This window comes from Clostridium sp. ZS2-4, from assembly GCF_026719745.1.
Lineage (GTDB): Bacteria > Bacillota > Clostridia > Clostridiales > Clostridiaceae > Clostridium_H.
In genome coordinates this window covers 65,604-90,066 of sequence record NZ_JAPPRQ010000054.1, presented here as the reverse complement: position 1 = coordinate 90,066, position 24,463 = coordinate 65,604, and the positions used below count along the sequence as shown (strand labels likewise).

The 24,463-nt window shown below is 29.6% G+C and carries 22 protein-coding genes, 1 tRNA gene and 1 riboswitch; of the genes, 12 read left to right on the top strand and 11 right to left on the bottom strand.

The genetic code is table 11. The features are described from left to right. Nucleotides 1-52: 52 nt before the first annotated feature. A tRNA-Asn gene (locus OIO11_RS11305) sits at nt 53-127 on the top strand. Between the two features lie 465 nt (nt 128-592). On the opposite strand, the gene lgt is transcribed toward OIO11_RS11305, so the two are convergent. Continuing rightward, nucleotides 593-1,351, bottom strand: coding sequence for a prolipoprotein diacylglyceryl transferase (gene lgt / locus OIO11_RS11300; RefSeq protein WP_268071582.1), 759 nt, complete (start codon nt 1,349-1,351; stop codon nt 593-595). A gap of 8 nt (nt 1,352-1,359) precedes the next feature. Next, nucleotides 1,360-2,214: a ComEC/Rec2 family competence protein gene (locus tag OIO11_RS11295; RefSeq protein WP_268071581.1), complete on the bottom strand. Its 855-nt coding sequence runs from the start codon at nt 2,212-2,214 to the stop codon at nt 1,360-1,362. A 306-nt stretch (nt 2,215-2,520) separates the two neighbouring features. Here OIO11_RS11295 and OIO11_RS11290 point away from each other — a divergent pair, with 306 nt between their 5' ends. Further along, nucleotides 2,521-3,228, top strand: coding sequence for a lysophospholipid acyltransferase family protein (locus OIO11_RS11290; protein WP_442781297.1), 708 nt, complete (start codon nt 2,521-2,523; stop codon nt 3,226-3,228). A gap of 167 nt (nt 3,229-3,395) precedes the next feature. On the opposite strand, the gene OIO11_RS11285 is transcribed toward OIO11_RS11290, so the two are convergent. Further along, nucleotides 3,396-3,725, bottom strand: coding sequence for a hypothetical protein (locus OIO11_RS11285; RefSeq protein ID WP_268071579.1), 330 nt, complete (start codon nt 3,723-3,725; stop codon nt 3,396-3,398). Between the two features lie 87 nt (nt 3,726-3,812). Between OIO11_RS11285 and OIO11_RS11280 the strand changes: the two genes are divergently transcribed. From OIO11_RS11280 to OIO11_RS11245, 8 genes are all read left to right on the top strand, one after another. Beyond that, nucleotides 3,813-4,277, top strand: coding sequence for a hypothetical protein (locus OIO11_RS11280; protein ID WP_268071578.1), 465 nt, complete (start codon nt 3,813-3,815; stop codon nt 4,275-4,277). 232 nt (nt 4,278-4,509) lie between these two features. Continuing rightward, complete coding sequence (locus tag OIO11_RS11275) at nt 4,510-6,429, top strand: aconitate hydratase (protein ID WP_268071577.1); 1,920 nt, start codon at nt 4,510-4,512, stop codon at nt 6,427-6,429. A gap of 60 nt (nt 6,430-6,489) precedes the next feature. Next, nucleotides 6,490-7,494 (top strand): isocitrate dehydrogenase (NAD(+)), encoded by a 1,005-nt coding sequence (locus tag OIO11_RS11270; RefSeq protein ID WP_268071576.1) that lies wholly within the window; start codon nt 6,490-6,492, stop codon nt 7,492-7,494. Nucleotides 7,495-7,681: 187 nt separating this feature from the next. Further along, the gene (locus OIO11_RS11265) at nt 7,682-8,410 is read left to right on the top strand and encodes an AzlC family ABC transporter permease (protein ID WP_268071574.1); all 729 of its coding nucleotides are present in this window, start codon (nt 7,682-7,684) and stop codon (nt 8,408-8,410) included. Next, complete coding sequence (locus OIO11_RS11260) at nt 8,403-8,705, top strand: AzlD domain-containing protein (RefSeq protein ID WP_268071573.1); 303 nt, start codon at nt 8,403-8,405, stop codon at nt 8,703-8,705. The genes OIO11_RS11265 and OIO11_RS11260 overlap by 8 nt, the downstream gene beginning before the upstream one ends. A gap of 327 nt (nt 8,706-9,032) precedes the next feature. Next, nucleotides 9,033-10,235, top strand: a complete 1,203-nt coding sequence (locus OIO11_RS11255) for an argininosuccinate synthase (RefSeq protein ID WP_268071572.1) — start codon at nt 9,033-9,035, stop codon at nt 10,233-10,235. A gap of 123 nt (nt 10,236-10,358) precedes the next feature. After that, nucleotides 10,359-11,672 carry an argininosuccinate lyase gene (gene argH / locus OIO11_RS11250; RefSeq protein WP_268071571.1) on the top strand — a complete coding sequence of 438 codons (1,314 nt, stop codon included), beginning with the start codon at nt 10,359-10,361 and terminating at the stop codon, nt 11,670-11,672. Between the two features lie 95 nt (nt 11,673-11,767). Continuing rightward, nucleotides 11,768-11,945: riboswitch (Lysine riboswitch) on the top strand. A gap of 134 nt (nt 11,946-12,079) precedes the next feature. Beyond that, nucleotides 12,080-13,834, top strand: a complete 1,755-nt coding sequence (locus tag OIO11_RS11245) for a Na+/H+ antiporter NhaC family protein (RefSeq protein ID WP_268071570.1) — start codon at nt 12,080-12,082, stop codon at nt 13,832-13,834. A 413-nt stretch (nt 13,835-14,247) separates the two neighbouring features. Here the strand turns inward: OIO11_RS11245 and trpB are convergent, their stop codons facing one another. The 4 genes from trpB to OIO11_RS11225 form a co-directional block, all read right to left on the bottom strand. Next, a complete protein-coding gene (gene trpB, locus OIO11_RS11240; RefSeq protein ID WP_268071569.1) occupies nt 14,248-15,432 on the bottom strand; it encodes a tryptophan synthase subunit beta in 1,185 nt (394 codons plus the stop codon). A gap of 78 nt (nt 15,433-15,510) precedes the next feature. Further along, nucleotides 15,511-16,047 carry a tryptophan transporter gene (locus OIO11_RS11235; protein ID WP_268071568.1) on the bottom strand — a complete coding sequence of 179 codons (537 nt, stop codon included), beginning with the start codon at nt 16,045-16,047 and terminating at the stop codon, nt 15,511-15,513. Between the two features lie 511 nt (nt 16,048-16,558). Further along, nucleotides 16,559-16,768, bottom strand: coding sequence for a DUF378 domain-containing protein (locus OIO11_RS11230; protein WP_268071567.1), 210 nt, complete (start codon nt 16,766-16,768; stop codon nt 16,559-16,561). A 192-nt stretch (nt 16,769-16,960) separates the two neighbouring features. Then, nucleotides 16,961-17,425 (bottom strand): Lrp/AsnC ligand binding domain-containing protein, encoded by a 465-nt coding sequence (locus tag OIO11_RS11225; protein ID WP_268071566.1) that lies wholly within the window; start codon nt 17,423-17,425, stop codon nt 16,961-16,963. Between the two features lie 398 nt (nt 17,426-17,823). On the opposite strand from OIO11_RS11225, the gene OIO11_RS11220 reads away from it, so the two are divergent. Continuing rightward, the gene (locus OIO11_RS11220) at nt 17,824-18,198 is read left to right on the top strand and encodes a hypothetical protein (protein WP_268071565.1); all 375 of its coding nucleotides are present in this window, start codon (nt 17,824-17,826) and stop codon (nt 18,196-18,198) included. Between the two features lie 55 nt (nt 18,199-18,253). Then, nucleotides 18,254-19,030, top strand: a complete 777-nt coding sequence (locus OIO11_RS11215) for a histidinol phosphate phosphatase (protein WP_268071564.1) — start codon at nt 18,254-18,256, stop codon at nt 19,028-19,030. Between the two features lie 56 nt (nt 19,031-19,086). Here OIO11_RS11215 and OIO11_RS11210 read toward each other — a convergent pair whose 3' ends face one another. From OIO11_RS11210 to OIO11_RS11195, 4 genes are all read right to left on the bottom strand, one after another. Then, nucleotides 19,087-20,346, bottom strand: coding sequence for a CehA/McbA family metallohydrolase (locus OIO11_RS11210; RefSeq protein ID WP_268071563.1), 1,260 nt, complete (start codon nt 20,344-20,346; stop codon nt 19,087-19,089). A gap of 299 nt (nt 20,347-20,645) precedes the next feature. Next, nucleotides 20,646-23,252, bottom strand: coding sequence for a cation-translocating P-type ATPase (locus OIO11_RS11205; RefSeq protein WP_268071562.1), 2,607 nt, complete (start codon nt 23,250-23,252; stop codon nt 20,646-20,648). Nucleotides 23,253-23,381: 129 nt separating this feature from the next. Then, on the bottom strand, nt 23,382-23,927 hold the full coding sequence (locus OIO11_RS11200; RefSeq protein ID WP_268071561.1) for a chromate transporter: 546 nt from the start codon (nt 23,925-23,927) through the stop codon (nt 23,382-23,384). Then, nucleotides 23,924-24,463: a chromate transporter gene (locus OIO11_RS11195; protein WP_268071560.1), complete on the bottom strand. Its 540-nt coding sequence runs from the start codon at nt 24,461-24,463 to the stop codon at nt 23,924-23,926. Before OIO11_RS11195 ends, OIO11_RS11200 begins: the two co-directional genes overlap by 4 nt.

The window sequence follows — 24,463 nt, the reverse complement described above, 5'->3', positions numbered from 1 at the left end:
AACAAGAAATCTTTCACTGGTAACTGGATATTGGTTATCGAAAAAATAACGTTCCGCGATAGCTCAACGGTGGAGCACTCGGCTGTTAACCGATAGGTTGAAGGTTCGAATCCTTTTCGCGGAGCCACTTTTAAATTAAATAGTAATTGTGGTTATGGAAGCTTGTAAATGAGAAATTTACAGGTTTTATTTTTTTTATAGAACAATAAAAGAGGATTTTCTTCCTTAGGTCAGAAAACCTTTCAATTAAATAATAAAAGCTAGTGAAAAATTAAAATTTCACTAGCTTTTGATATTATCTATTCAAGTAAAGAGCTGGTAAGCTCCGAAAGCGATAGCTCAAGCGAAATATTACTTGATCTAAGGCTAAATGCCTTTATTAAAAAAACTGTTAAATAAAACTCTTTCACCCGAAAGAGTGTCAAATTTTTTCAAAAGTTTTATTTAATCTTAACGCCCTTGGAACCACATAAAGCGTGAAAAAGATATTTTAAATTCAAAGATTTTCTGACATTAGGAAGAAAATCAACATTTCCTGGGGACTGGGGATTGGCGACTGGTTACTAGAAAAAAATTGTTACACAATTTTTTTCTAGTGTGAATTATCTTTTGAAAAAATCAATAGTAAAGTACAAATAATAATAAAAACTAAACTGATTACTTGCGCCATCCTTAAAGGTCCTAACATTAAGCTATCAGTTCTAAGACCTTCAATAAAGAAGCGACCTATGGAATACAATATAAGATATAAATAAAAAATAGATCCTTTTTTCAATTTTCTTCTACTTGAAATTAATAGTAAAATAAATATTATTAAATTCCAAATTGATTCATATAAAAAGGTTGGATGATAGTAAGAACCACCGATGAACATTCCTTTTTGTATAAAAGAAGGAAAGTGAGAAATAAATTCTTTAGAAACTATTCCTCCGTGAGCTTCAGAATTAAAAAAGTTACCCCAACGTCCTACTGCTTGAGCAAGAATAAAGGAAGGTGCTATTAAATCTAATAATTTTAAGAAATCAATTTTTTTATATTTGGACATGAAATAGCCGCTTATGACAGCACCTAATATTCCTCCATGTATTGCAAGACCTCCACCTCTGATATTTAATATTTCAGAAGGATTAGAACTATAAAAAGACCAATTGAATATTACATAATATAATCTTGCACACAAAACAGATAAAGGTAAACAGATTATAAAAATATCAGTTACCTTTTCAAAATCAATATTATAAAATTCACTTTGTTTATATGCTACCCCAAGCCCTAAAACAATTCCCATACTTATTAATATTCCATACCAATGGATATCCATACCGAATAGTTTAAATGCTATTGGATTCATTGTTATCACTACCTTTTCATTATTTTATTTCCATCACTTTCTAAAATTACAGTTCCATCTAAATCTGTTCTGTATAAGATTGTATTGTTATTTTTAAATTTTGTTAAAGTTTCTTTGTGTGGATGACCATAATCGTTACCTTTACCGCAGCTAATAACGGCTACTTTAGGATTAACATCATTAAGAAAATTAGTAGATGTAGAAGAATTACTTCCATGATGGCCAACTTTTAAGACATCAGCTTTAATGTTAAAACCTTTCTTTAAAATTTCTTCTTCACTTAAAACTTCAGCATCACCTGTAAATAAAAAGCTAGTATTTCTATATGTGAGTTTAAGTACAGCAGAATAATTATTAACTTCTTTATATGAATTATTATTGGGTGCTATTATAGTACATAGTATATTTTTACCTATATCCAGTTTTTCACCTGCTTTAACAGGAGTAATTTGAAGTTTCTTTTTATTTAAAGCAATTACCATATTTTTAAATGAATTTGAGTTCGTAATTTTTTTAGGAGCATAGAAATATTTTATATTAAAGTTGTCTATAATGGAGCTCATACCACCAATATGATCTTCATGTGGATGAGTTGCAATTACATAATCAAGAGTCTTAATGCCGCATTTTCTTAAATATGATACAACTTTTTTATTTTTAGGACCTGCATCTATTAGTAAATTCTTATTGTCTGCTTGAACTAAAATAGAGTCTCCCTGTCCTACGGTTATAAAGTGAACCAGGAGTTTATCTTTAGATGGAGTTACTATACTAGCAGTTTTGAAATTTTTGCAACCAGTATAAGTAAATATACAAAGTAAAGTAATTAAAAAGATACTCAAATACCTTTTCAAATAATTCATCTAAACACCTCTTTAATTTTTAAATAAGCGTATTATTAGTTATTAGATAAAAATAGTTTATCATTATCATACAAATATATCAATTTATTTACAATAAAAAGGTCAAATAGGGAAATATATCAATTAGAATCGGAAATACTGAGAATCTTAAAATTATGGTAAGATATATTATATATTTAAGGTTGAAATTATTAAAGTTTATATGATGCAAAATCAAGTTTAAAGCCAAGAAATTCTTTATTGAATAAAAAGCTTTAGGATATTATAATAGAAATTGCATTAATGAATATGGAGAGGATGAGACATATGAGAACGGCTTTAATATACATATATTTTGTATTTTATATGGTAGGAGTATTTTTTAAAAAAATAAAATTAAATTATATTAGGAGAATTAAAGGCGAAGAAGCAGCAGAAAGGTATTTACATGAGGCAGCTGTAAAATGGGCTAATCATATACTAAAAATAACGGGTGTAACTGTTGATGTTGAAGGATTAGAGAATATTCCACAAGAAGCTTGTTGTTTTGTATCAAATCATCAAGGAAATTTTGATTTTATTGCAATGTTTGCAAGTATAGATAAGAGTATGGGATTTATTGCAAAAAAAGAAATAAAAAAATTAAAAATTATATCAGTTTGGATGAAGGAGCTTAAGTGTGTTTTTATAGATAGAGAAAATATAAGAGAATCGCTTAAAGCTATAAATGAGGGGGCTGAAAATCTTAAAAAAGGTCATTCTATGGTTATATTTCCAGAAGGTACAAGAAGTAAAGGAAAGCAGATGGGACAGTTTAAAAAAGGAAGTTTAAAAATGGCTTTGAAAGCAAATGCTCCGATAGTTCCTGTTACAGTAGACGGAAGCTATAAAATTTTTGAAGAACATAATGGGGGACTTAGAAAGGGTAATATTAGATTGGTATTTAGCAAACCAATATATGTAGATAAATTATCTAAAGATGAACAGAAGAAATTAACAGAAATTGTTCAAAATGAAATAGGAAAGCATTTGTAATCTTTAAATATTAAAAAATAGTTGAAAAAGTAAATTTAACTTTAAATAATCTTATTGAGAGAATATGAAATTTATAACAATACTAAAAAAGCAAGGTACATAGGTACTTTGCTTTTTTATAATGTAAATAAAAATAGAATTTTTCAAATATGACTATTTTACTGTAGTTAATCATTTGTATTATCTAATATAAGATTTTGAAGTATATCTACTTTTTTGTTTAAGTCTGAATTTTTCACGGTGTATTGTTGTATTTCTTGCAGAATCAATTTATTATCTTCTTTTAGAGATAATAATTGTTTCTGCAATTTTTTATTATGGCTAATTTTTTCACCGATAATTGGCTCATACATTTTTTTTATTGTTTCTTGTTTGTTAAATACAAATATAAGATTGTTATAAATTCTATTTAAGTATAGCTTTACTTTTATAAGAAATACTTTTATCATTTTGATTAACTTAACAAATATTTCTATCCATGAATTTGTTTTATTCATATTATCACCTTTGTATTTTTTTTTATAATATTTTATCATGATTATATATATAAAACCATATTTTCATTTATAAAAAGGAGGGTTCTAGTGAGTAATAAGCATATAGACTCTGAAATTTTAAATAAGTATATTAATAGTAAGCAACATATTATTAATAATTTAAGGAGAAATAAGGAGGCATTGGAAAAAGAGATAAATAAAAAGATAGAAGAAATAGACAAAAACAAGGAAATACTTGAAAGAGAAAAATTTGAGAATTCTTTGCTTAAGGATAGATATAATAGTTTAATGAGAATTTTAAGTGAGAGAGGTACAATTTTATATATAAAAAATAATAATTATAACATAAATGAATGGGAAAATTTGCATATAATCAGAGAAAAAAATAGAAATTTCATAGCGTCAAAAAACGGAATTCAATTAAGTGAACTTGATGAAAGGATATCAAAAACTTTTAGTGAAGAAATACGAAATAATGAGTATAGGCTTGTAGTTACAAGAGTAGAAAATAAAAAGATAAAAATTCAATTTTTAATAAGAAAGAATTACTAAATCTTCATTTCTTTAATTTTTATGAAAATGAATAATTTGGAGGTGCATATTGCAAAACATCTTTACTTGAATTAATGGTATATGATATAATGTACTATATTTACCCGACATTATAAAAAAATAAATTGTTTTTGAAAAATGCATATGGTAAAATTTCATAATTATTTATATTGTCAGTATTAGCAATATAAACGAATATATAAGAAATCTAATTTTAGGGGGCTGATAATAAATGGGATTAAATATTGTAGAAAAGATTTTAAAGGAACATTTAGTTGTTGGGGAAATGAAAAAGGGAAGTGAAATTGGAATTAGAATAGATCAAACTTTAACTCAGGACTCAACTGGAACAATGGCATATCTTCAGTTTGAAGCTCTTGGAGTAGATAAAGTTAAGACTAAAAGATCTGTTGCTTATATAGATCATAATATGCTTCAAACAGGTCCGGAAAATGCAGATGACCATAAATATATTCAAACAGTAGCTAAAAAACATGGAATTTATTTTTCAAAACCAGGTAATGGAATATGTCACCAAGTACATTTGGAGAGATTTGGAGTTCCAGGACAAACTCTTGTAGGTTCAGACAGTCATACACCAACAGGAGGCGGAATAGGAATGCTTGCAATTGGAGCTGGTGGTTTGGATGTAGCTGTAGCTATGGGAGGCGGAGAATATTATATTAAATGTCCACAAGTTGTAAAAGTTAATTTAACAGGAAAATTAAGTCCATGGGTTACTGCAAAAGATATAATTCTTGAACTATTAAGAAGACTTACTGTAAAAGGTGGAGTAAATAAGGTTTTTGAATATGCAGGAGAAGGGGTTAAGACATTATCTGTTCCAGAAAGAGCAACAATTACAAATATGGGAGCAGAACTTGGAGCTACAACTTCAATATTCCCAAGTGATGAAGTTACAAGAGCATTTTTAAAAGCTCAAGACAGAGAAGAAAATTTTATAGAATTAAAAGCAGACGAAGATGCAGAATATGACCAAGTAGTAGAAATTAACCTGAGTGAATTAGAACCATTAGTTGCTTGTCCACACAGTCCTGATAATGTAGTTAAAGTATCAGAGTTAAAAAATGTAAAGGTTGATCAAGTAACAATAGGAAGCTGTACTAACTCTTCTTATGTAGATATGATGAAGGTAGCAAATATTTTAGAGGGTTATACAGTTAATGAGAATGTATCTTTAGTAATTGGTCCTGGTTCTAAGCAAGTGTTAAATATGATTGCAGAAAATGGTGCATTATCAAAAATGATTGCAGCAGGAGCTAGAATAATTGAAAGTGGTTGTGGTCCATGTATAGGTATGGGTCAATCACCAGCAAATAATGCAGTATCACTTAGAACAATAAATAGAAACTTTGAAGGAAGATGTGGAACAGTATCAGCAGGAGTTTATCTTGTGAGTCCTGAAATTGCAGCAGTTTCTGCTATAAAGGGATACATTACTGATCCAAGAGAATTTGGAGAAGCAGTTACAGTAGAAATGCCAGAAAAATTCTTAATTAATGATAATTTAATTGTAAAACCAGCAGAAAATGGTGAGGAAGTAGAAGTAGTTAGAGGTCCTAACATAAAACCATTCCCTATAGCTGAAGTATTAAAAGATACTGTAGAGGGTAAGGTATTAATAAAGGTAGAGGATAATATAACTACAGATCATATAATGCCATCAAATGCAAAATTATTACCATATAGATCTAATGTACCTCATTTGTCAAATTACTGCTTGACTCCTTGCAATTCAGAGTTTCCAGAAAGAGCTAAGCAAAATAATGGCGGATATATTCTTGCTGGAGAAAATTATGGTCAAGGTTCAAGTAGAGAACATGCTGCATTAGCACCTCTTTACCTTGGAGTAAAAGCTGTATTTGCAAAATCTTTTGCAAGAATTCATATGGCAAACCTTATAAACAATGGAATAATGCCTTTAGTTTTTGAGAATCCTAGTGATTATGATGATATAGATGAATTTGATGAAATTGTAATTAATGAAGCAATAAGCAGTGTTGAAAGTGGAAAAGTTATTATAAAAAATAAGACTAAAGGAAAAGTTTATGCAATGAAACTAGAAGTTTCAGAAAGACAAAAAGAAATGTTAACTAATGGTGGGCTTATTAATTCTATTAAAAATAAATAAAATCAGTTTAAAATTGAAATGTGAAACTTGGAGTTTTGTATTTTTTAAGGGGGTAAAAAAATGGCATATAATATTACGTTAATACCAGGAGATGGAATTGGTCCTGAGGTTATGATGGCTGCAAAGGATGTTATAGATGCAAGTGGAGTTGAAATTAATTGGGAAGTAGCTGAAGCTGGGGCAAAAGTTATAGAAGAACATGGAACGCCACTTCCGGATTATGTTATAGAAAGTATTAAAAAAAATAAGGTGGCAATTAAAGGTCCAGTTACAACACCTGTTGGCAAAGGATTTAGAAGTGTCAATGTAGGACTTAGACAGGCATTAGATTTATATGCCAATGTAAGACCAGTAAAAACTTATGCTGGAATTCCTTCAAGATATGGAAATGTAGATCTTATTATTGTTAGAGAAAATACAGAAGGACTGTATGCAGGTATAGAGCATAAGGTTGGAGAGGAAGCAGCTGAAAGTATAAAGATAATAACTAAAAAAGCAAGTGACAGAATAGTAGAATTTGCGTTTGACCTTGCTGAAAAGCAGTCAAGAAAAACAGTTACTGCAGTACACAAAGCGAACATTATGAAATTATCTGATGGGCTTTTCTTAAAATGTGCTAGAGAAGTTTCAGAGAAACATAAGAACATACAGTTTTCAGATATGATAGTAGACGCTATGAGTATGAGACTTGTTCAAACTCCAGAAAATTATGATGTCCTTGTTATGCCTAACTTATATGGTGACATATTATCTGATATGGCATCAGGTTTAGTTGGAGGTCTGGGAGTAGTACCAGGAGCTAATATAGGACATGAAATGGCAGTATTTGAAGCAGTACACGGTTCAGCACCAGATATTGCAGGACAAAATATAGCAAATCCTACAGCAGCTATTTTAACTGGTGTTATGATGCTTAAATATTTAGGCGAATATGAAGCAGCAGAGAAAATAGACAATGCTGTAGCTGAGGTTTTAAAGGAAGGTAAGATAGTTACTTCTGATCTTGGTGGAAATGCTAAGACTATGGAGTTTACTGAAGAAGTAATAAATAAAATGAATAATTAACAATATGTATGACAGGGTAAAAATTTTACCCTGTTATTTTTATGAGTATAATTTAATTGGTTTGTATAGAAAATTATATTAATAATTGGAATTTTGGTAATCATGTTATATAATGTAAAAGGACTTTGTGTAAAGGGGTTGCACATAAAAGGTAAATATTAAATTATTACTTAACAGGGGGGCTTATATGGAAACAAGTATTCAATTTGAAGAGATGAAAGAATTTAAAGAGGGTATAAAAGCTGGAATTCCTATATTTTTAGGGTATTTTCCTATTTCTCTTACTTTTGGATTGATTGCAAAAAATTGTGGATTATCTGGATATTTAGCTATAGTAATGGCTTTTACAAATTTTACAGGAGCAGCACAGTTTGTTGGAGTTAATATGTTTGCACAGGGGGTTGGGTTAAGTAATATTGTATTAACTACAATAATGATTAATGCAAGATATTTACTTATGTCATTCTGTGTTGCTAATAAACTGAAGGGTTCAGTATCAACAAAAATAAGAGCTTTATTGGCTTTTGGAATTACAGATGAGGTTTTTGTTGTGTCTATGACACGAGAAGATTTAAAAACTTCGTTTATATTGGGAACACAGCTTATATCACATATTGGATGGGTTACAGGAACAATGGCAGGTGTACTTTTGGCAAATGTATTGCCTAAATCTATTTCTCAAAGTATAGGTATCGCAATATATATTATGTTTTTAGGGTTGCTTCTTCCAGCAGTAAGAAGTTCTATGAAAATAGCAATAGTAACTGTTATCGCTATGATAATAAGTTCAATTTTATATTGGATTCCTATGTTAAATAAAGTAATAGGAAATTGGAGAATTATTATCACTATTGTTATTGCATCACTGATCGGTGCAATATTTCTACCTATGAAAGCAGGTGATGATATTGAATAAAGCTATTAGTATGATTTTTTTTACTGGATTAGTAACTTATATAACAAGAGCCATACCTGTACTATTATATAAGGGTAAGGAGCCTGCGAAATTTTTAAAATCATTTTTAGAATATATACCTTATGCTGCACTTGGAGGACTATTATTTCCAGAAGTACTATTTTCAACTGGACATATTACTACAGCAATAGTAGGATGTATCTTTGCAGGAATTTTAATTTTGAAAAAACAAAATATGCTTATTGTGGTTAGTGGAACAATAAGTTTGGTATACATATTAAATATGTATTTTTAGATATTTAATAGTACAAGTTTTTAATACACTTAGGAGTAATATATACTCGTAAGTGTATTATTTTTGTGAAAAATAATATAACAAATGTATATTTATAAAATTATTTTGCATATTTATAAAAATATATTGCATAAATATAAAAAATGATGTATAATAATCACATGGAAAATTTCTAAAAGTAATTAATGATTATACAAAAAACTATAGAAAACAGTAAAATATAAGCTGTAAAAGATAAAAAACTAATAAATATACATAAAGATATTTAAAAATAATTTAAAGAGATATGAATAAAAATTCAGTGTATAAGGGAAAGGGGTTTTATAAATGAAAGATAAAGTTGTTTTAGCATATTCAGGAGGGTTAGATACTTCTATAATAATACCATGGTTAAAAGAAAATTATGATTTAGATGTAATTGCTTGCTGTATTAATGTAGGGCAGGATGATGATTTTTCTGAAATAGAAGTAAAAGCATTAAAATCTGGAGCAGAAAAAGCATATATAGAAGATTTAACTTCAGAATTTATAGAAGAGTATGTTTTTAAAGGGGTTAAGGCTAATGCTGTATACGAAGGCAAGTATTTGCTAGGAACATCTTTTGCAAGACCTCTTATGGCTAAAAAACTTGTAGAAATAGCACATAAAGAAGGCGCAAAATATATATGTCATGGATGTACAGGAAAGGGAAATGACCAAGTACGATTTGAAGTTGGAATAGCTTCAATTGATTCTACAATAAAAATAATAGCTCCATGGAGAATATGGGATATAAAATCAAGAGAAGATGCTATAGATTATGCAAATGCTAATGGTATAGAGGTGCCAGTTACAAAGGAAAAAATATATTCTAGAGATAAGAATATATGGCATACAAGCCATGAAGGTGGAGACTTGGAAGATTTAAGAAATGAGCATAAACGAGATATGTACCTTATGATTACACCACCAGAAAAAGCTAAGGATGAGGCTTCTTATGTTGAAATCCATTTTGAAAAGGGAGTACCTACTAAGATTGATGGAAAAGAATTAGGTGCTGTGGAAATAATTGAAACTTTAAATAAGCTTGGTGCTGAAAATGGAATAGGAGTTATAGATTTACTTGAAAATAGACTTGTAGGAATGAAATCAAGAGGGGTTTATGAAACACCAGGTGGAACTATTTTATACGAAGCTCACAAGGAGTTAGAACGTTTAACTATTGATAAAGATACATTACAATTTAAGCAGAGTGTATCACAAAAATATGGTGAGTTAGTATACAATGGATTATGGTTTACAAAACTTAAGGATTCTTTAGATGCTTTTGTAGATGAAACACAAGAAAATGTAACAGGTACTGTAAAGTTAAAGCTTTATAAAGGAAATATAATGATTGCGGGTATGGAATCACCTCATGCTTTATACGATGAAGGAATTTCATCTTTTGGAGCAAGTGACTTATATGATCACAAAGATGCAGAAGGCTTCATTAAGCTGTTTGGACTACCAAGTAAAATTAATGCTATGATAAATAAAGGAAAATATTAATAAAATCTGATGTGCTAGTTAATTATAAATATATAAATATTAACTAGCACAGTCTGTTTATTTACTATAAATAATAAATCAATGTAAGTGTAATTTTAAAAATGAATATTGGAGGAATTTGATATGAAGCTATGGGGTGGAAGATTCAAAAATGCAGAAAGTAAGCTTATGGAGGATTTTAACAGTTCTTTAAGTTTTGATAGAAATTTATATTATGAAGATATAACAGGAAGCATTGCTCATGTTAAAATGCTATCCAAATGTAGTATTTTAACTGAAGAAGAGAAGGATACAATAATAAAGGGTCTAAATGAGATTCTTTCAGATATAGAAAGTGGAAATTTGAAAATTGAAGGAGATTATGAAGATATACACAGCTTTATGGAAATAAATCTTATAAAGAAGGTTGGTGAAGTTGGTAAAAAACTTCATACAGCAAGAAGTAGAAATGATCAGGTAGCAGTAGATATGAGATTATACTCTAAAGCTAAAACGGAGGAAATAATAGAGAATATAGATATATTTTTAGAAACTATAAAGAAACTTGCAGATGAAAATCATGTTATGATGCCGGGATATACTCATCTTCAAAGAGCACAGGTTGTAACGTTTACTCATCATATGATGGCATACTATAGTATGTTTAAAAGAGATAAACAAAGACTATTAAATGCGGTTGAAATTATGGATGAAAGTCCGTTGGGATGCTGTGCATTAGCAGGTACAACTTATAATACAGATAGAGAATTTACAGCTAAAGAATTAGGTTTTAAAAAGCCAGTAGATAATTTTATGGATGGAGTAAGTGATAGAGATTACTTATTAGAGATTATGTCAGATTTCTCTATAATAATGATGCATCTTAGCAGATTAAGTGAAGAAATTATTATATGGAATAGTAAGGAATTTGATTTCATATACATAAGTGATGAATTTTCTACAGGCAGCAGCATAATGCCTCAAAAGAAAAATCCAGATGCAGCTGAACTTATAAGAGGTAAGACAGGAAGAGTTTATGGAGATTTAATGGGATTACTTACAACTATGAAAGGTCTTCCTATGACATATAACAAGGATATGCAGGAAGATAAGGAGCCTTTCTTTGATGCAAGTGATACGGTTTTAAAATGTTTAAAGGTTATGAATGGCATGATGAGTACTTTAAAGGTTAAAAAAGAAAATATGTACAAAGCTGTTAAAAAAGGATTTTTAAATGCAACTGAAGGAGCAGATTATCTTGTAAATAAAGGAATGCCTTTTAGAGATGCACATGGAGTTATAGGAGCTATTGTTATATTCTGTGAAGAAAATGATAGAGCAATAGAAGATTTAAGCTTGGAAGAACTTAAAAAATTCAGTGAATTATTTGATGAAGACATTTATGATTTCATCGATTATGAAAATACATTAAAAAGAGGAATAAAAAAAATGTTATAAGAAAAAAATCATCATATATAAAATACATCCTTTTGCTTGACGTATTATTTATACTGATGTATAATACAGAATGTTAATGAAAAGTTTATATCGAAGTTAGTGATAGAGGCGCGATATTTAAGAGTACTGCTGTTGAGAAAAGCACGATGATACAGTAGAAAAGGAAATATTGCCGAAGTATATAACTGATGCTTTAAGGTTATATTGCTGGTTTTGCATAGAATATGTGCAAGACTGTCACAAATAATATATTTGTGGAGGGCTATCACTCAACTTGTTAGGTACTACTAAAGTTTTAGTATTTAATAAGCCTTGAGTGAAAAGCTCAAGGCTTTTGTTTTTGGGGCTTTTCCTTTCACGTAGTTTCGATATAAATTTGCTTGAAAACTAAACTAGGGGGAAATAAAATGAAAAAGAAAAGAGCTTTAATTTTAACATTGACAGTCGTTATGTTAATGCTATTTGCCACTACAGCATTTGCAGTAGATCCAGAAGTGGCAAAGGCTAATGCAGAAAAATTTGGTTTATGGACATTGTTGCCACCGTTAATAGCAATCATATTAGCTTTTATAACTAAGAATGTAGTATTGTCACTTTTCATAGGAGTATTTTCAGGAACGTTTTTATTAGAATTAACTGGATACAATGTTTTTTATGCATTATTTCATGGATTCTTAAATATTGTAAATCAAGTTTTAGGATCTCTTGCAGATCCTTGGAATGCGGGTATTATACTTCAATTCATGACGATTGGAGGACTTATAGCCTTAATTACTAAGATGGGTGGAGCAAAGGCTGTAGCTGAAGCTTTAGCAAAAAAAGCTAAGTCACCTACAAGTACTCAAATAATCACATGGCTTTTAGGTGTTTTTGTATTCTTTGATGACTATGCAAATTCACTTATAGTTGGACCTATAATGAGACCAATTTCAGATAAAATGAAAATATCAAGAGAAAAATTATCCTTTGTAATAGATGCCACAGCAGCGCCTATAGCAGGTATTGCAGTTATCTCAACTTGGGTTGGATATGAGCTTAGTTTAATAAAAGATGGATATGATTCAATAGGTCAAAGTGTTAGTGCTTACAATGTGTTTGTTGAAACAATACCGTATAGATTTTATAATATATTGATTCTTATCTTTATAGTGTTTACAGCATTATTTTTAAGAGAATTTGGTCCTATGCTTAAAGCTGAAAGAAGAGCAAGAACTACAGGAAAGCTTTTAAGAGATGGTGCAAAACCTATGTCTTCAGAAGAAGGAGAAGAGTTTGAACCAAAAGAAGGAACTGTATTAAGAGTTAGAAATGCAGTTATACCTATTTTAGTACTGATAGTAGGAGCATTTTTAGGATTTTATTATAATGGGTACAATTCAATAATGGGTGGAGAGGATAAAGCTTTAATTTCATTACTTCAAGGTTCACCAGCTTCCTTTGCCGCTATAAGGGAAACTTTTGGGGCATCAGATGCAAGTATAGTGTTATTCCAAGCAGCATTATTTGCGAGTATTGTAGCAATGGTTATGGCAGTAACTCAAAAAATATTAACTTTAGGTGAAGCTATATATACATGGGTAAATGGAATGAAATCTTTAATAATTACAGGCGTTATATTGCTTCTTGCTTGGTCATTAAGTGGCGTAATTAAAGAACTTGGAACAGCTCAATTTTTAGTAATGGTATTATCAAAACACTTACCAGCGTTTATATTACCATCAATTATATTTATACTAGCTTCAATTATTTCATTTGCAACTGGTACATCTTATGGAACAATGGGAATACTTATGCCTCTTACAATTCCTCTTGCATATGGATTAAACCCAACAAGTCACACATATATGGTAGGAGCTATAAGTGCGGTGCTTACAGGAGCTATATTTGGAGATCATTGTTCACCAATTTCAGATACTACAATATTATCATCAATGGGATCTTCTTGTGACCATATAGATCACGTAAAAACTCAATTATACTATGCCTTAGTTGTTGCAGCAGTTGCTGTTTTGGGTGGATATATACCAGTAGGATTAGGAGCACCTGTATACTTAGTACTTCCATTAGATATAGTTCTTATTGGACTAATAGTTAGATTTGTAGGAAAACCAATTGATGTGGAAGAAGCTTTTGAGCAAAATGGTGTTGAAGAAACAATATAAGAATGTTGCGACGCAACATTCTTTTAGTCCCCAGTCGCCAGTAACCAGTCCCCAGTAAAAGAGGATTTTCTTCCTTAGGTCAGAAAACCTTTCAATTAAATAATAAAAGCTAGTGAAATTTTAATTTTTCACTAGCTTTTGATATTATCTATTCAAGTAAAGAGCTGGTAAGCTCCGAAAGCGATAGCTCAAGCGAAATATTACTTGATCTAAGGCTAAATGTCTTTATTAAAAAAACTGTTAAATAAAACTCTTTCACTCGAAAGAGTGTCAAATTTTTTCAAAAGTTTTATTTAATCTTAACGCCCTTGGAACCACATAAAGCGTGAAAAAGATATTTTAAATTCAAAGATTTTCTGGGGACTGGGGATTGGCGACTGGTTACTAGAATAAAATTGTTACACAATTTTATTCTATTCTGGTCTTAAAATTTGAAGAACTTCATTTACATCTTTATCTCCTCTTCCAGATAGGTTTACAATTATAGTTTCATCTTTAGAACATTGTTTAGCTAATTTCGTTGCATAAGCAAGTGCATGGGAACTTTCTAGTGCGGGAATAATTCCTTCGATACGTGAAAGCTCTTGAAAAGCATCTAAGGCTTCTTTATCCGTTATGCTTACGTATTTAGCCCTGTTTGTTTCTTTATAGAAAGCATGTTCTGGTCCTACACCAGGGTAATCCAATCCAGCAGATATGGAGTATACAGGAAGTGGATCGCCTTTTTCATCTTGAAGAACATAAGATTTAAAGCCATGTAATATACCAGGTTTGCCAAGGGATAAAGTAGCGGCATGCATACCTGTTTCAATGCCTTTTCCAGCAGGTTCAACTCCTATAAACTTTACTTCTTTATTATCGTGAAAAGGAGCAAATAATCCAATTGCATTACTTCCACCGCCAACTGCTGCTACAAGGTAGTCAGGCATAATACCTTCAGCTTCAAGGATTTGTTCTTTTGCTTCAATTCCAATAACTGATTGGAAATATTTCACCATTTCAGGGTAAGGATCTGGACCAACAGCTGAACCAAGCATATAAAAAGTGTTTTCATAGTTTTCCATTAAATCTTTTAAAGCTTCATCAACAGCTTCTTTTAAAGTTCTCATTCCATGTGTAACAGGAACAACCTTTGCTCCTAAAAGTTCCATTCTAAAAACATTAAGAGCTTGTCTTCGAGTATCTTCTTCACCCATATATATGATACATTCCATATCAAATAGGGCACAAACTGTAGCAGTTGCAACTCCATGTTGACCAGCACCAGTTTCAGCAATAATTCTTTTTTTGCCCAATCTTTTAGCTAATAACACTTGCCCCATAGTATTATTAATTTTATGTGCACCTGTATGATTTAGATCTTCTCTCTTAAGATAGATTTTGGCACCACCTAATTTTTCTGTTAATCTCTCAGCATAATATAGTGGAGAAGGTCTTCCAATAAAATTTTTGTAATAATAATTTAATTCTTTCACAAATTCAGGATTATCTTTGCATTTATGAAATTCTTCTTTTACTTTATCCAAAATTTTATTTAAAACCTCAGGAACATAACGACCACCAAAATCTCCATAAAAACCTGTTTTGTTTTCTAACATAATAATTGCCCCCTTTAATAATTAAATTAATTTTATAGAATATATTTTAAAAATTCTAACATCTACTCAAACAATATATTATTTTGATGAATTAATGTTAGAGAAAGATGTAACATTTGTATATTTAAAGGATACTTTTATAGTATTAAAAATTATATATGCAGCAAATGTATTTATTAAAGTTGCAGGAAGTACTATACTTACATATAAAGTGAATAAAGAACTAGGAAGACCTACTAAAATAGAAGCAGAGCTTAAAAAAATAAATCCACTAAGTAGTGTTCCAACTATAGTAAGTATGATAATTTTAATTTGATTTCCAATTTTGTTTAATAGAAGTTTGTTGAGAATGTATATGCAGTTAGCGGTTACAATCTTATCAATTAAGTTAGGAATTTGTCCGCCTGGAAATCCAGTTGAGACAGCAGATAAAATACCACACACAATACCTGTTGTTAATGCAGTTTTATAATCCTCATTTAAAACAATGATTATAAAAAGCATAGCTAATGAAAAATCTGGTTTCATTCCTAAAAAAAGTGGTGGGGTTATTTGATGCAATATAAATCCTATAGCTATAAAAAGTGAGTTAATAATAGTTCTTTTTAAATTCATAATAAAAATCCTCCTAATGGTTATTTGTTTTGTTGAATAAATTTTATTTGTATGCCAGTCAGTTAAATCTTCATTTCATACCATATTAACTCACCACCTTTCCGACAGTTTTATAGTAAAAAATATAATAAAAAAACTTCACCCTAAAACATAGGGCGAAGTATATTCGCGTTGCCACCTAATTTATATTTAACTATACAAATTTTACAAAAGTTAAACATATCTCTTTCAGATACTAATATATCCTATCGCTATAACGTGCGAAATACGGTAAGTACTACTTTCTAAAATTTAATTTAGATTTCGGTTTACATCTAACAGGTCCATTCACTAAGGGATATCATATTGAGATTCCACCATCCTCAACTCTCTGTAACTAAATCCAAAAGTTACTCTTCCTGCTCAATGATTATTTCATATCTATATATCATTATTTTAATATATTAAAGTAATAAAGTCAAGTTAAAAATGAAAATCATCAAACATTTTCATTTTTGGTGATTTTTATGAATTATTTAGCTTCACCAGTTTCTGTATTTTTACCTAAGAAAGAAATAGCGTATAAACCTGCAATACCAACTAAAGCATAAATTACTCTAGTAAAAGTTGTCATTTCACCAAATAAAGCTGCAACTAGGTCAAATCTAAAGAATCCAATTAATCCCCAGTTTACTGCTCCTATTATAACCAGTATAAGTGCTGTGACATCCAATGTTTTCATAAGACTAATACATCTCCTTTTAAAATAATCTTTACAGGGTTATTATTTGCAGTTTTGAAAAAAATATTAGTCAAAATATAAAAAAATAGTGAAAATATGAAAAGATAAATATACAATGTAAAAAAGGAAAGAAGGATATTAAAGTATTACATATTAATATCCTTCTTTCCTTTTTTAGTTTTAAATAAATGTTTACAATTGAATATTTCGTTCTATTGGCTGAGATAAGGAGATAAAGGTATCTGTCCTTTGGATTTCAGCAATAACTTGAATTTTATTCATCAGTAAGTCTTGAAGATGAGAAATACTTTTACATATAACCTTCATAAAGATAGAATATTCACCAGTAGTATAGTGCAATTCTACAACCTCTTTTATTTTGTCTAGTTGACTTAAGACATGATTATATGAAGAAGCCTTATCCAAGAATATTCCAATAAAACAGCATACGTCATATCCTAGTTTTGCATTATCTAAAATAAGTTTGGTACCTTGTATTATACCAAGATCCTCCATTTTTTTCATTCTAACATGTATAGTACCTCCACTTACATGGCATTTTCTTGCTATCTCAAGATATGGAGTTCTAGAGTCTTTTATTAATATTTCTAAAATTTGAACATCTAAATCATCAAGTCCATTTATTTTTAAATCCATAGAAATCACCTCAGAAGAAATAATATTTAATAACATTATAACAGAACTTTTAACAATTTATCAAAAAAGCTTTTGTGAATGCAAAAAACAAATATGCATATATTAAGAAAAATAAATAAAATATAAAAAAGTGATTAAAATATGTTGAGATTATTATTAAAACAATAAAAAACGACATAAAATGTTAATAAATTACAAATGCATGTATTAGTGCTATTAAGTAGTTTGTTTAAAATAAGTTACAGAATAGAAAGAATTAAAATAGTAGTACTATTAAGTTTAATTAATAGTAAATTCGAGTGGATCAAGTATTAAAAAGAAATACTTTAGCCTTGATATATGTATATAATTAAAGGTATAATAAACTAATAGAGAATTAGACAAAAGGAGGAATTTACATGACTAGTTTTTTTAAAGCATTTGTACCAATGTTAATAATGATAATTGTCATATTAGCAGTGTATAATGTACTTAAAGCCTACTTACTAGAAAGTATAAAAATAAATAAATGGATAGTGCTTGCAGTGGGATTGGCAGTTATAATAGTTCCAGTTATTATATGGCCTGATATCCAAAAAACTTTTTGGTACTATGTACAAACATCTGTATCTTTAATATTATTTTTGTGGTTTATGGATTTGGCAGGGTGGTCTAAAAGACCAGTATCCGATAATGATAAAAAGACAGTTATTAGAAGTAAGGCTAAACCTAATAGAATTAATAAGAGCAAAGATATGGAAGTGTTAGAAAAAAAGAGAAAAAAGAAAAAATAATATAAACTATCAGCAAAACATATTTGTGTTTTGCTGTTTTTTTAGGAGGTAAAGGATGTTTGATACACATGTTCACACTGAATTTTCAGAAGATTCGACAATGAAAATTCAAGAGGTGGTAGAAAAGTCAGGAGAGCTAAATTTAGGGGTTATAATTACTGAACATATGGATTTAAATTATTATGATAATAGCAAGTTTAGACTTGATATAGAAGAATATTTCAAGAAGTATTCAAACTTTAGAAATAATAATATACTGCTTGGAGTAGAAATAGGTATGAGTGAAAAATATAACAAGGACTATGAAGATATGACCAATAAGTTTCCTTTTGATTACATTATTGGATCAGTTCATGATGTACATGATATTGACTTATATTATGCAGAAAAACTATATAAAACAACTAGCAAAAAAGAATTTTATGAAGAGTATTTCAGGTATATGGTAAAATCTATAAATGACCATCCTTTTATAGATAGCCTAGGGCATATAGATTATATTTCGCGTTATGCAAAATATGATGACACGGAGATATATTACGAAGAATTTAAAGAATTTATAGATGAAGTTTTAAAAGTGCTAATAGATAAAGGGATATGTATAGAACTTAATACTAGAAGATTGGGGGATAAAAGTGCTTCAGATAATCTTCTTAAAATATATACAAGATTTGGTGAGCTAGGGGGTAAATATATTACGGTAGGATCTGATGCCCATAATTCAAATGGTATTGCTAAAAATTTTAATATAGCTGAACAGATTATAGAACAGTGCAATTTAAAAGCAGTTTATTTTAAAAACAGAAAAATGCAATTTAATAGAATGTTTTGATAAACTAAGAGTTTATAGATAAGGGGAGATAGTTTATCTATAAACTTTTCAGTGTGTCATGGATTTGTAAAGAAAGCAGAAGAAATGCCGAATAGTCCATTTTCGTGAATTATTTTAATAACATACCATTTCCCTTTTTTGAAAGGCATATAAAAATTCAACTTTATTTTATTTTTTTTAGAAAAATTTTTTGATTTTAAAATTTCAGCTCCATTGCTTATGAGTTCAATTCTCTTTATAGGATTTTTTTTGTCCTCCGCTTTTATAGTGAAAGTTATTTTTTTATCTAGGGGAAGTATGCTGCCCATCCAATAATCGTTAGCTTTAACAATAAGTTTTAGTGTTCTGGTTTGAGTAGAATAGGCTCGTCTGTTTTTTAGCGCTTCCATAAAATCTTTTTCTTTTAATGATTTAGAAATAACTACTGTTAAATTGTCACTATCTCCCCAATTTGCTTTATGATTATCTTGACCATTGAGGGCGCCTATATGCCAGCCTTTATCTAACAATTTATAATAATATTTTTCACCATTTACATATTTATCAGGTGTAGAGCCGTTTAGAATTTCGATGAAATTTATAAATTTATCTAAGTGTATACTATAATTAAAAGAGTCAATATATTTATGTGGATGATTTATTGATACTATTGGATTACCTTCTTTATTTAGCCAGGAAGCAAAATTATCAAAATTTTTTATTTTATAATTAAAACAATTTTTGCTGCCTAATACGTTAAAATGACCATAGCGATTTGAGGATACTTCAAATCCTCTTAAAGCTAGAAAGTTATTATTTTTATTGTTGAAATTTCTAGATTGGTCTTCTGTAAGCTTCCATTTAGATTTACATCCTTTTTTATCTTTGAAGCTTTTTTGTAAACTGCTTGAATGGTCTGTTATAATCAAAAAATCTAAATTTTTATCTAGACTGTATTTAAATGCCTCAGATGGAGTTCCTTTTCCAGTAGAGTAGGATGTGTGTGCATGAGGGATTCCGTAATAAAAATTATATTTTGGAAATTTTGATTTTGAACTGTTTTTTTCAATATAAAAAGACCATCTTACTTTATTTTTATTTCCTGTATCATCAATAGTGGTTATTTTAACATAATGAATACCAGAACGAAGTTTTTCGGGCGGAACATAGCTGATTTTATTTCCTGTAATTTTATAGTTAATTTTTTTCTCGTCTAAAGACATTTTAATTTTAGAAAGGTTAGCTCTATTGCCTATAAGTGTTAGTGAGATTTCAGGAAATCTATCATTGATTAAAGAATTATTTTTGGGAGTTAATATAGAAATAGTTTTTAACATCTTCATTCTCCTTATATTAAAATTGTCCTAATATTCATAATATTAGATTGATATACAATAGTGTATAATCTTTGAAATAAACATAGTGCATTGCGTATATGATATAAGTTAATAGGGAAACACGGCAAGAAATTGATTGCGTTAGAAAATGACTTTCTTTAACGATGAAAAGTTAATGGCTTCTACGATTATTTACATATTCGTAGAAGCCATTTTCACATTATATACTAAAATGGTTTGAAAGGGGACAAATAAAATTGGATTTTTGGGAAGAACAATAGGAGTTATAATTTCTTTTTTTACTTGTGTTTAATAAGTTTTGCAACTTCATTAAATAAAAGAGGCATCAAACTTAAAATAATTATCCATATCCAGTCGTATGAATTTAGAAGATATACCTTAAAAATATCTCTTAAGACAGGAGTAAATAGTATTATATTTTGAAGCAGTATACCTAATAAGAGTGATAAAATCAAAGCTTTATTAGTAAATAATCCTACCCTAAATATTGACTTATCTCTACTTCTCATATTTAGAGAATGTACTAGCTCACTTACACTCATTACCATAAAGGCCATAGTTTGAGCGTGCATTAATGAATTTGAATATCTATTCATGCCTATTTGAAAAGCTATAAGTGTTAAAGAACCAATCAACAAAGCATTTAATGCAAGATATTGTATTGAACCTGTAAGTATATTTTCATTTGGGTCTCTAGGTTTTTCATTCATAACACCTTTATCCTTTGGATCAATACCTAATGCCAATGCTGGAAGTGAATCTGTAACTAAGTTAATCCATAAAATGTGTATTGAACGCAAAGGAGATGACCAGCCAAGAAGTATTGCAAAAAATATGGCTATTAATTCACCAAGATTGCAGGAAAGTAAGAATAATATAGATTTTTTTATATTGTTGTATATATTTCTACCTTCTTCAATAGCAGAAACTATAGTAGAAAAGTTATCATCAGTCAATATCATATCTGCGGCACCTTTTGCAACATCTGTTCCTGTAATTCCCATAGCAACGCCTATATCTGCAATTTTAAGAGAAGGAGCATCATTTACTCCATCACCAGTCATAGAAACTATGTTATCTTTAGATTTAAAGGCTTTAACTATTTTCACTTTATGTTCAGGAGAAACTCTGGCAAAAACTTTTAAGTTATCTATTTTATTGTTAAGTTCTTTTTCTGACAGAGCATCAAGCTCTACTCCAGATATGGTTTCATTCTCATCCTGAGTTATATCTAAGGATTTTGCAATAGCAAAAGCAGTTGCCTTATGATCTCCAGTTATCATTACTGTGGATATTCCTGCTTTTTTACATAAGGCAATGGAACTTTTTACTTCCAATCTAGGTGGGTCAATCATGCCCACTAATCCTATCAGAATCAAGTCTTTTTCTAAGACATCTATTTCTATGTGAGCATTTTTTACTTTCTTATATGCAGATCCTAAAACCCTAAGAGCATCTTTAGACATGGCAGAAGCTGCATTTAAAAAAGAAGCTTTTATTTCTTCAGTTATAGGTACAACTTTGCCGTTGATATAGGCTGAATGGCATATTTTTATTAAGTTATCTACTGCCCCTTTAGTCATTACGTAAAATTCATCATTATATTTATTTACAGTAGTCATTAATTTTCTATCAGAATCAAAAGGCGCTTCATTAATACGAGGATGTATTTTTTCCAATTCATCTTTAAAAAGATTAAATTTTACACCAGCATCTAAAAGAGCTATTTCAGTAGGATCTCCTGTTCTGCTGTTTTCAGAAAATGTAGCATCGTTACATAACATTAGGTTTTCTACCAGCAATTTGTGAGTTGGATTATTTATATCCATTTTACCTATTTCATCTAACAAATTATCTGTAAAATATTTTGTTACTGTCATCTTATTTTGGGTTAATGTACCAGTCTTGTCAGAACAAACGATATTTACAGATCCTAGAGTTTCTACTGCTGGCAGCTTTCTGATTATTGCATTTTCTTTAATCATTCTCTGAACTCCTAAAGCCAGAACAATTGTTACAATAGCAGGCAAACCTTCTGGAACAGCAGCAACAGCAAGGCTAATAGCTGTTAAAAACATTTCAAAAAGATCTCTTTTTTGTAAAAGTCCTATAAAGAATATAATTGAGCATATTCCAAGAGCTACTATACCTAACAGTTTTCCAAGATGTTCTAACTTCTTTTGAAGAGGAGTCAATTCTTTTTTACTTTCTTTAAGAAGGGAAGCTACTTTTCCTATTTCTGTATTCATACCTGTAGCAACGGCAACCCCAATTCCACGACCATGACTTACTAGAGTAGACATAAAAGCCATATTTTTTTGGTCACCTAAAGGAATATTTTTATCTTCTAATATTAAATTTGCATTTTTATCTACAGGAACTGATTCACCAGTAAGAGCAGATTCTTCAATTTTAAGATTTGCTGTTTCAATAAGTCTCAAATCACAGGGGATATATCTGCCAGCATCTATAATGATTATATCTCCAGGTACAATATCTTCTGAGGATATTTCTTTAAGTTCTCCATCTCTTTTAACAATGGTTTTAGGGGCTGAAAGATTTTTCAAAGATTCTAAGGAATGTTCAGCCTTAGATTCTTGAATAATACCAATTACAGCATTCAATACAATTATTACAGCTATTATAATTGCATCACTAGTTTCACCTACCAGCGCAGAAATTATTGCAGCCGCAATAAGTATATAGATTAAAACGTCATTTATTTGTGAAATGAAAAGCTGGAAAAGAGTTTGCTTTTTTTGAGAAGCTAATTTATTAGCACCAAATTCATTTTGGCGTTTTTCTATTTCTTCAGAAGTTAATCCCTTTAAAGGGTCAGAGTTTGTATCTTTTAATACATCCTGTATATTCTTTGTATAAAACATATTAATCACCTCCATATTAGTATTTTATATAATCTATAACTTTATTATTGTTTATAGTATTTTTTTTATTAATAAATTATGTTAAAAATAATTGTAAATAAAAAAACAGGCATTGCGCCTGTTATAAAATTAAATTGAAGGAATAGCACCATAAAATATGGTTCCTAAAATTCCTGCCAGTATAATAGTTAAAATGGGGTGAATTTTTGTTTTAAATAAAAGAACACCTACAATTCCACCTATAATTATACTTTTAGGGTCTTTTATAGAATATGAATCTTTTGCAAGAAATAAAAAAGCCGATATTATCAGACCAATAACAGCGGGTCTCATTCCAAGCATAGCGGCTTTAAATACTTTTGCTTCTTTGAATTTAATTATGTAATGAGTAGCAATTGAAACTAATATAAAAGAAAATGTTACAACTCCTAAAGTTGCAAAAATACTTCCAAAGATTCCTCTAACTTTAAAGCCTACAAAGGTTGCAGAGTTTATAGCTATAGGACCTGGTGTCATTTGAGCTATACCTATTATATCTTTAAAAGTTGAAAAATCAATCCAGTGATTATTATCTACAATTTCTTTTTTTATAAAAGGAAGCATGGCAAGGCCGCCCCCAAAGCTAAACATTCCTATCTTTAAAAATGTGAAAAATATTCTTCCAAAAATATTCATAAATCTACCTTCTTTCTTAGAAATACAGCTCCGTAGATAGCAGATAATAATATTATCAGCGCCGGATGAATGTCCAATACAGATATTGCAATAACAGTGATAATTATTATGAATAAATTAGTCATATTTTTCTTAATTGATTTTGATAAGCTTATTACAGCTACTAAAATAAGCATAGGAACTGCTGCAGAAATACCTTTAAAAACTAAATCTACAATTGGATTATTTCTAAATTGTAAGAAAAAATGTGCTACAGTAAGTATTATAAAGAAGGATGGAAGGACAACTCCCATAAGAGCTAGAATAGCACCTGTTATTCCACTTATTTTATATCCAATAAATATGGAAGAATTTACAGCAAGAGCACCAGGAAAGGTCTGTGAAATAACAATAATGTCTAAAAATTCTTCCTTTTCTATCCAATGACGTTTATCTACAACTTCCGCTTCTATTAATGGGATCATTGCATATCCACCTCCAAAGGTAAATGCCCCGATTTTTAGAAAAGTTAAAAACATAGTTAAAAGTTTACTCAT

Bases quoted from the DNA above. Each gene is read 5' to 3' on its own strand.
- OIO11_RS11255 (WP_268071572.1), top strand. From the start codon at position 9,033: ATGAAAGATAAAGTTGTTTTAGCATATTCAGGAGGGTTAGATACTTCT.
- OIO11_RS11230 (WP_268071567.1), bottom strand. From the start codon at position 16,768: ATGAAAACATTGGATGTCACAGCACTTATACTGGTTATAATAGGAGCA.
- OIO11_RS11245 (WP_268071570.1), top strand. From the start codon at position 12,080: ATGAAAAAGAAAAGAGCTTTAATTTTAACATTGACAGTCGTTATGTTA.
- OIO11_RS11195 (WP_268071560.1), bottom strand. From the start codon at position 24,463: ATGAGTAAACTTTTAACTATGTTTTTAACTTTTCTAAAAATCGGGGCA.
- OIO11_RS11220 (WP_268071565.1), top strand. From the start codon at position 17,824: ATGACTAGTTTTTTTAAAGCATTTGTACCAATGTTAATAATGATAATT.
- lgt (WP_268071582.1), bottom strand. From the start codon at position 1,351: ATGAATCCAATAGCATTTAAACTATTCGGTATGGATATCCATTGGTAT.
- OIO11_RS11210 (WP_268071563.1), bottom strand. From the start codon at position 20,346: ATGTTAAAAACTATTTCTATATTAACTCCCAAAAATAATTCTTTAATC.
- OIO11_RS11215 (WP_268071564.1), top strand. From the start codon at position 18,254: ATGTTTGATACACATGTTCACACTGAATTTTCAGAAGATTCGACAATG.
- OIO11_RS11290 (WP_442781297.1), top strand. From the start codon at position 2,521: ATGAGAACGGCTTTAATATACATATATTTTGTATTTTATATGGTAGGA.
- OIO11_RS11200 (WP_268071561.1), bottom strand. From the start codon at position 23,927: ATGAATATTTTTGGAAGAATATTTTTCACATTTTTAAAGATAGGAATG.
- OIO11_RS11285 (WP_268071579.1), bottom strand. From the start codon at position 3,725: ATGAATAAAACAAATTCATGGATAGAAATATTTGTTAAGTTAATCAAA.
- OIO11_RS11205 (WP_268071562.1), bottom strand. From the start codon at position 23,252: ATGTTTTATACAAAGAATATACAGGATGTATTAAAAGATACAAACTCT.
- OIO11_RS11295 (WP_268071581.1), bottom strand. From the start codon at position 2,214: ATGAATTATTTGAAAAGGTATTTGAGTATCTTTTTAATTACTTTACTT.
- trpB (WP_268071569.1), bottom strand. From the start codon at position 15,432: ATGTTAGAAAACAAAACAGGTTTTTATGGAGATTTTGGTGGTCGTTAT.
- OIO11_RS11275 (WP_268071577.1), top strand. From the start codon at position 4,510: ATGGGATTAAATATTGTAGAAAAGATTTTAAAGGAACATTTAGTTGTT.
- OIO11_RS11225 (WP_268071566.1), bottom strand. From the start codon at position 17,425: ATGGATTTAAAAATAAATGGACTTGATGATTTAGATGTTCAAATTTTA.
- OIO11_RS11270 (WP_268071576.1), top strand. From the start codon at position 6,490: ATGGCATATAATATTACGTTAATACCAGGAGATGGAATTGGTCCTGAG.
- OIO11_RS11235 (WP_268071568.1), bottom strand. From the start codon at position 16,047: ATGAATTTAAAAAGAACTATTATTAACTCACTTTTTATAGCTATAGGA.
- OIO11_RS11265 (WP_268071574.1), top strand. From the start codon at position 7,682: ATGGAAACAAGTATTCAATTTGAAGAGATGAAAGAATTTAAAGAGGGT.
- argH (WP_268071571.1), top strand. From the start codon at position 10,359: ATGAAGCTATGGGGTGGAAGATTCAAAAATGCAGAAAGTAAGCTTATG.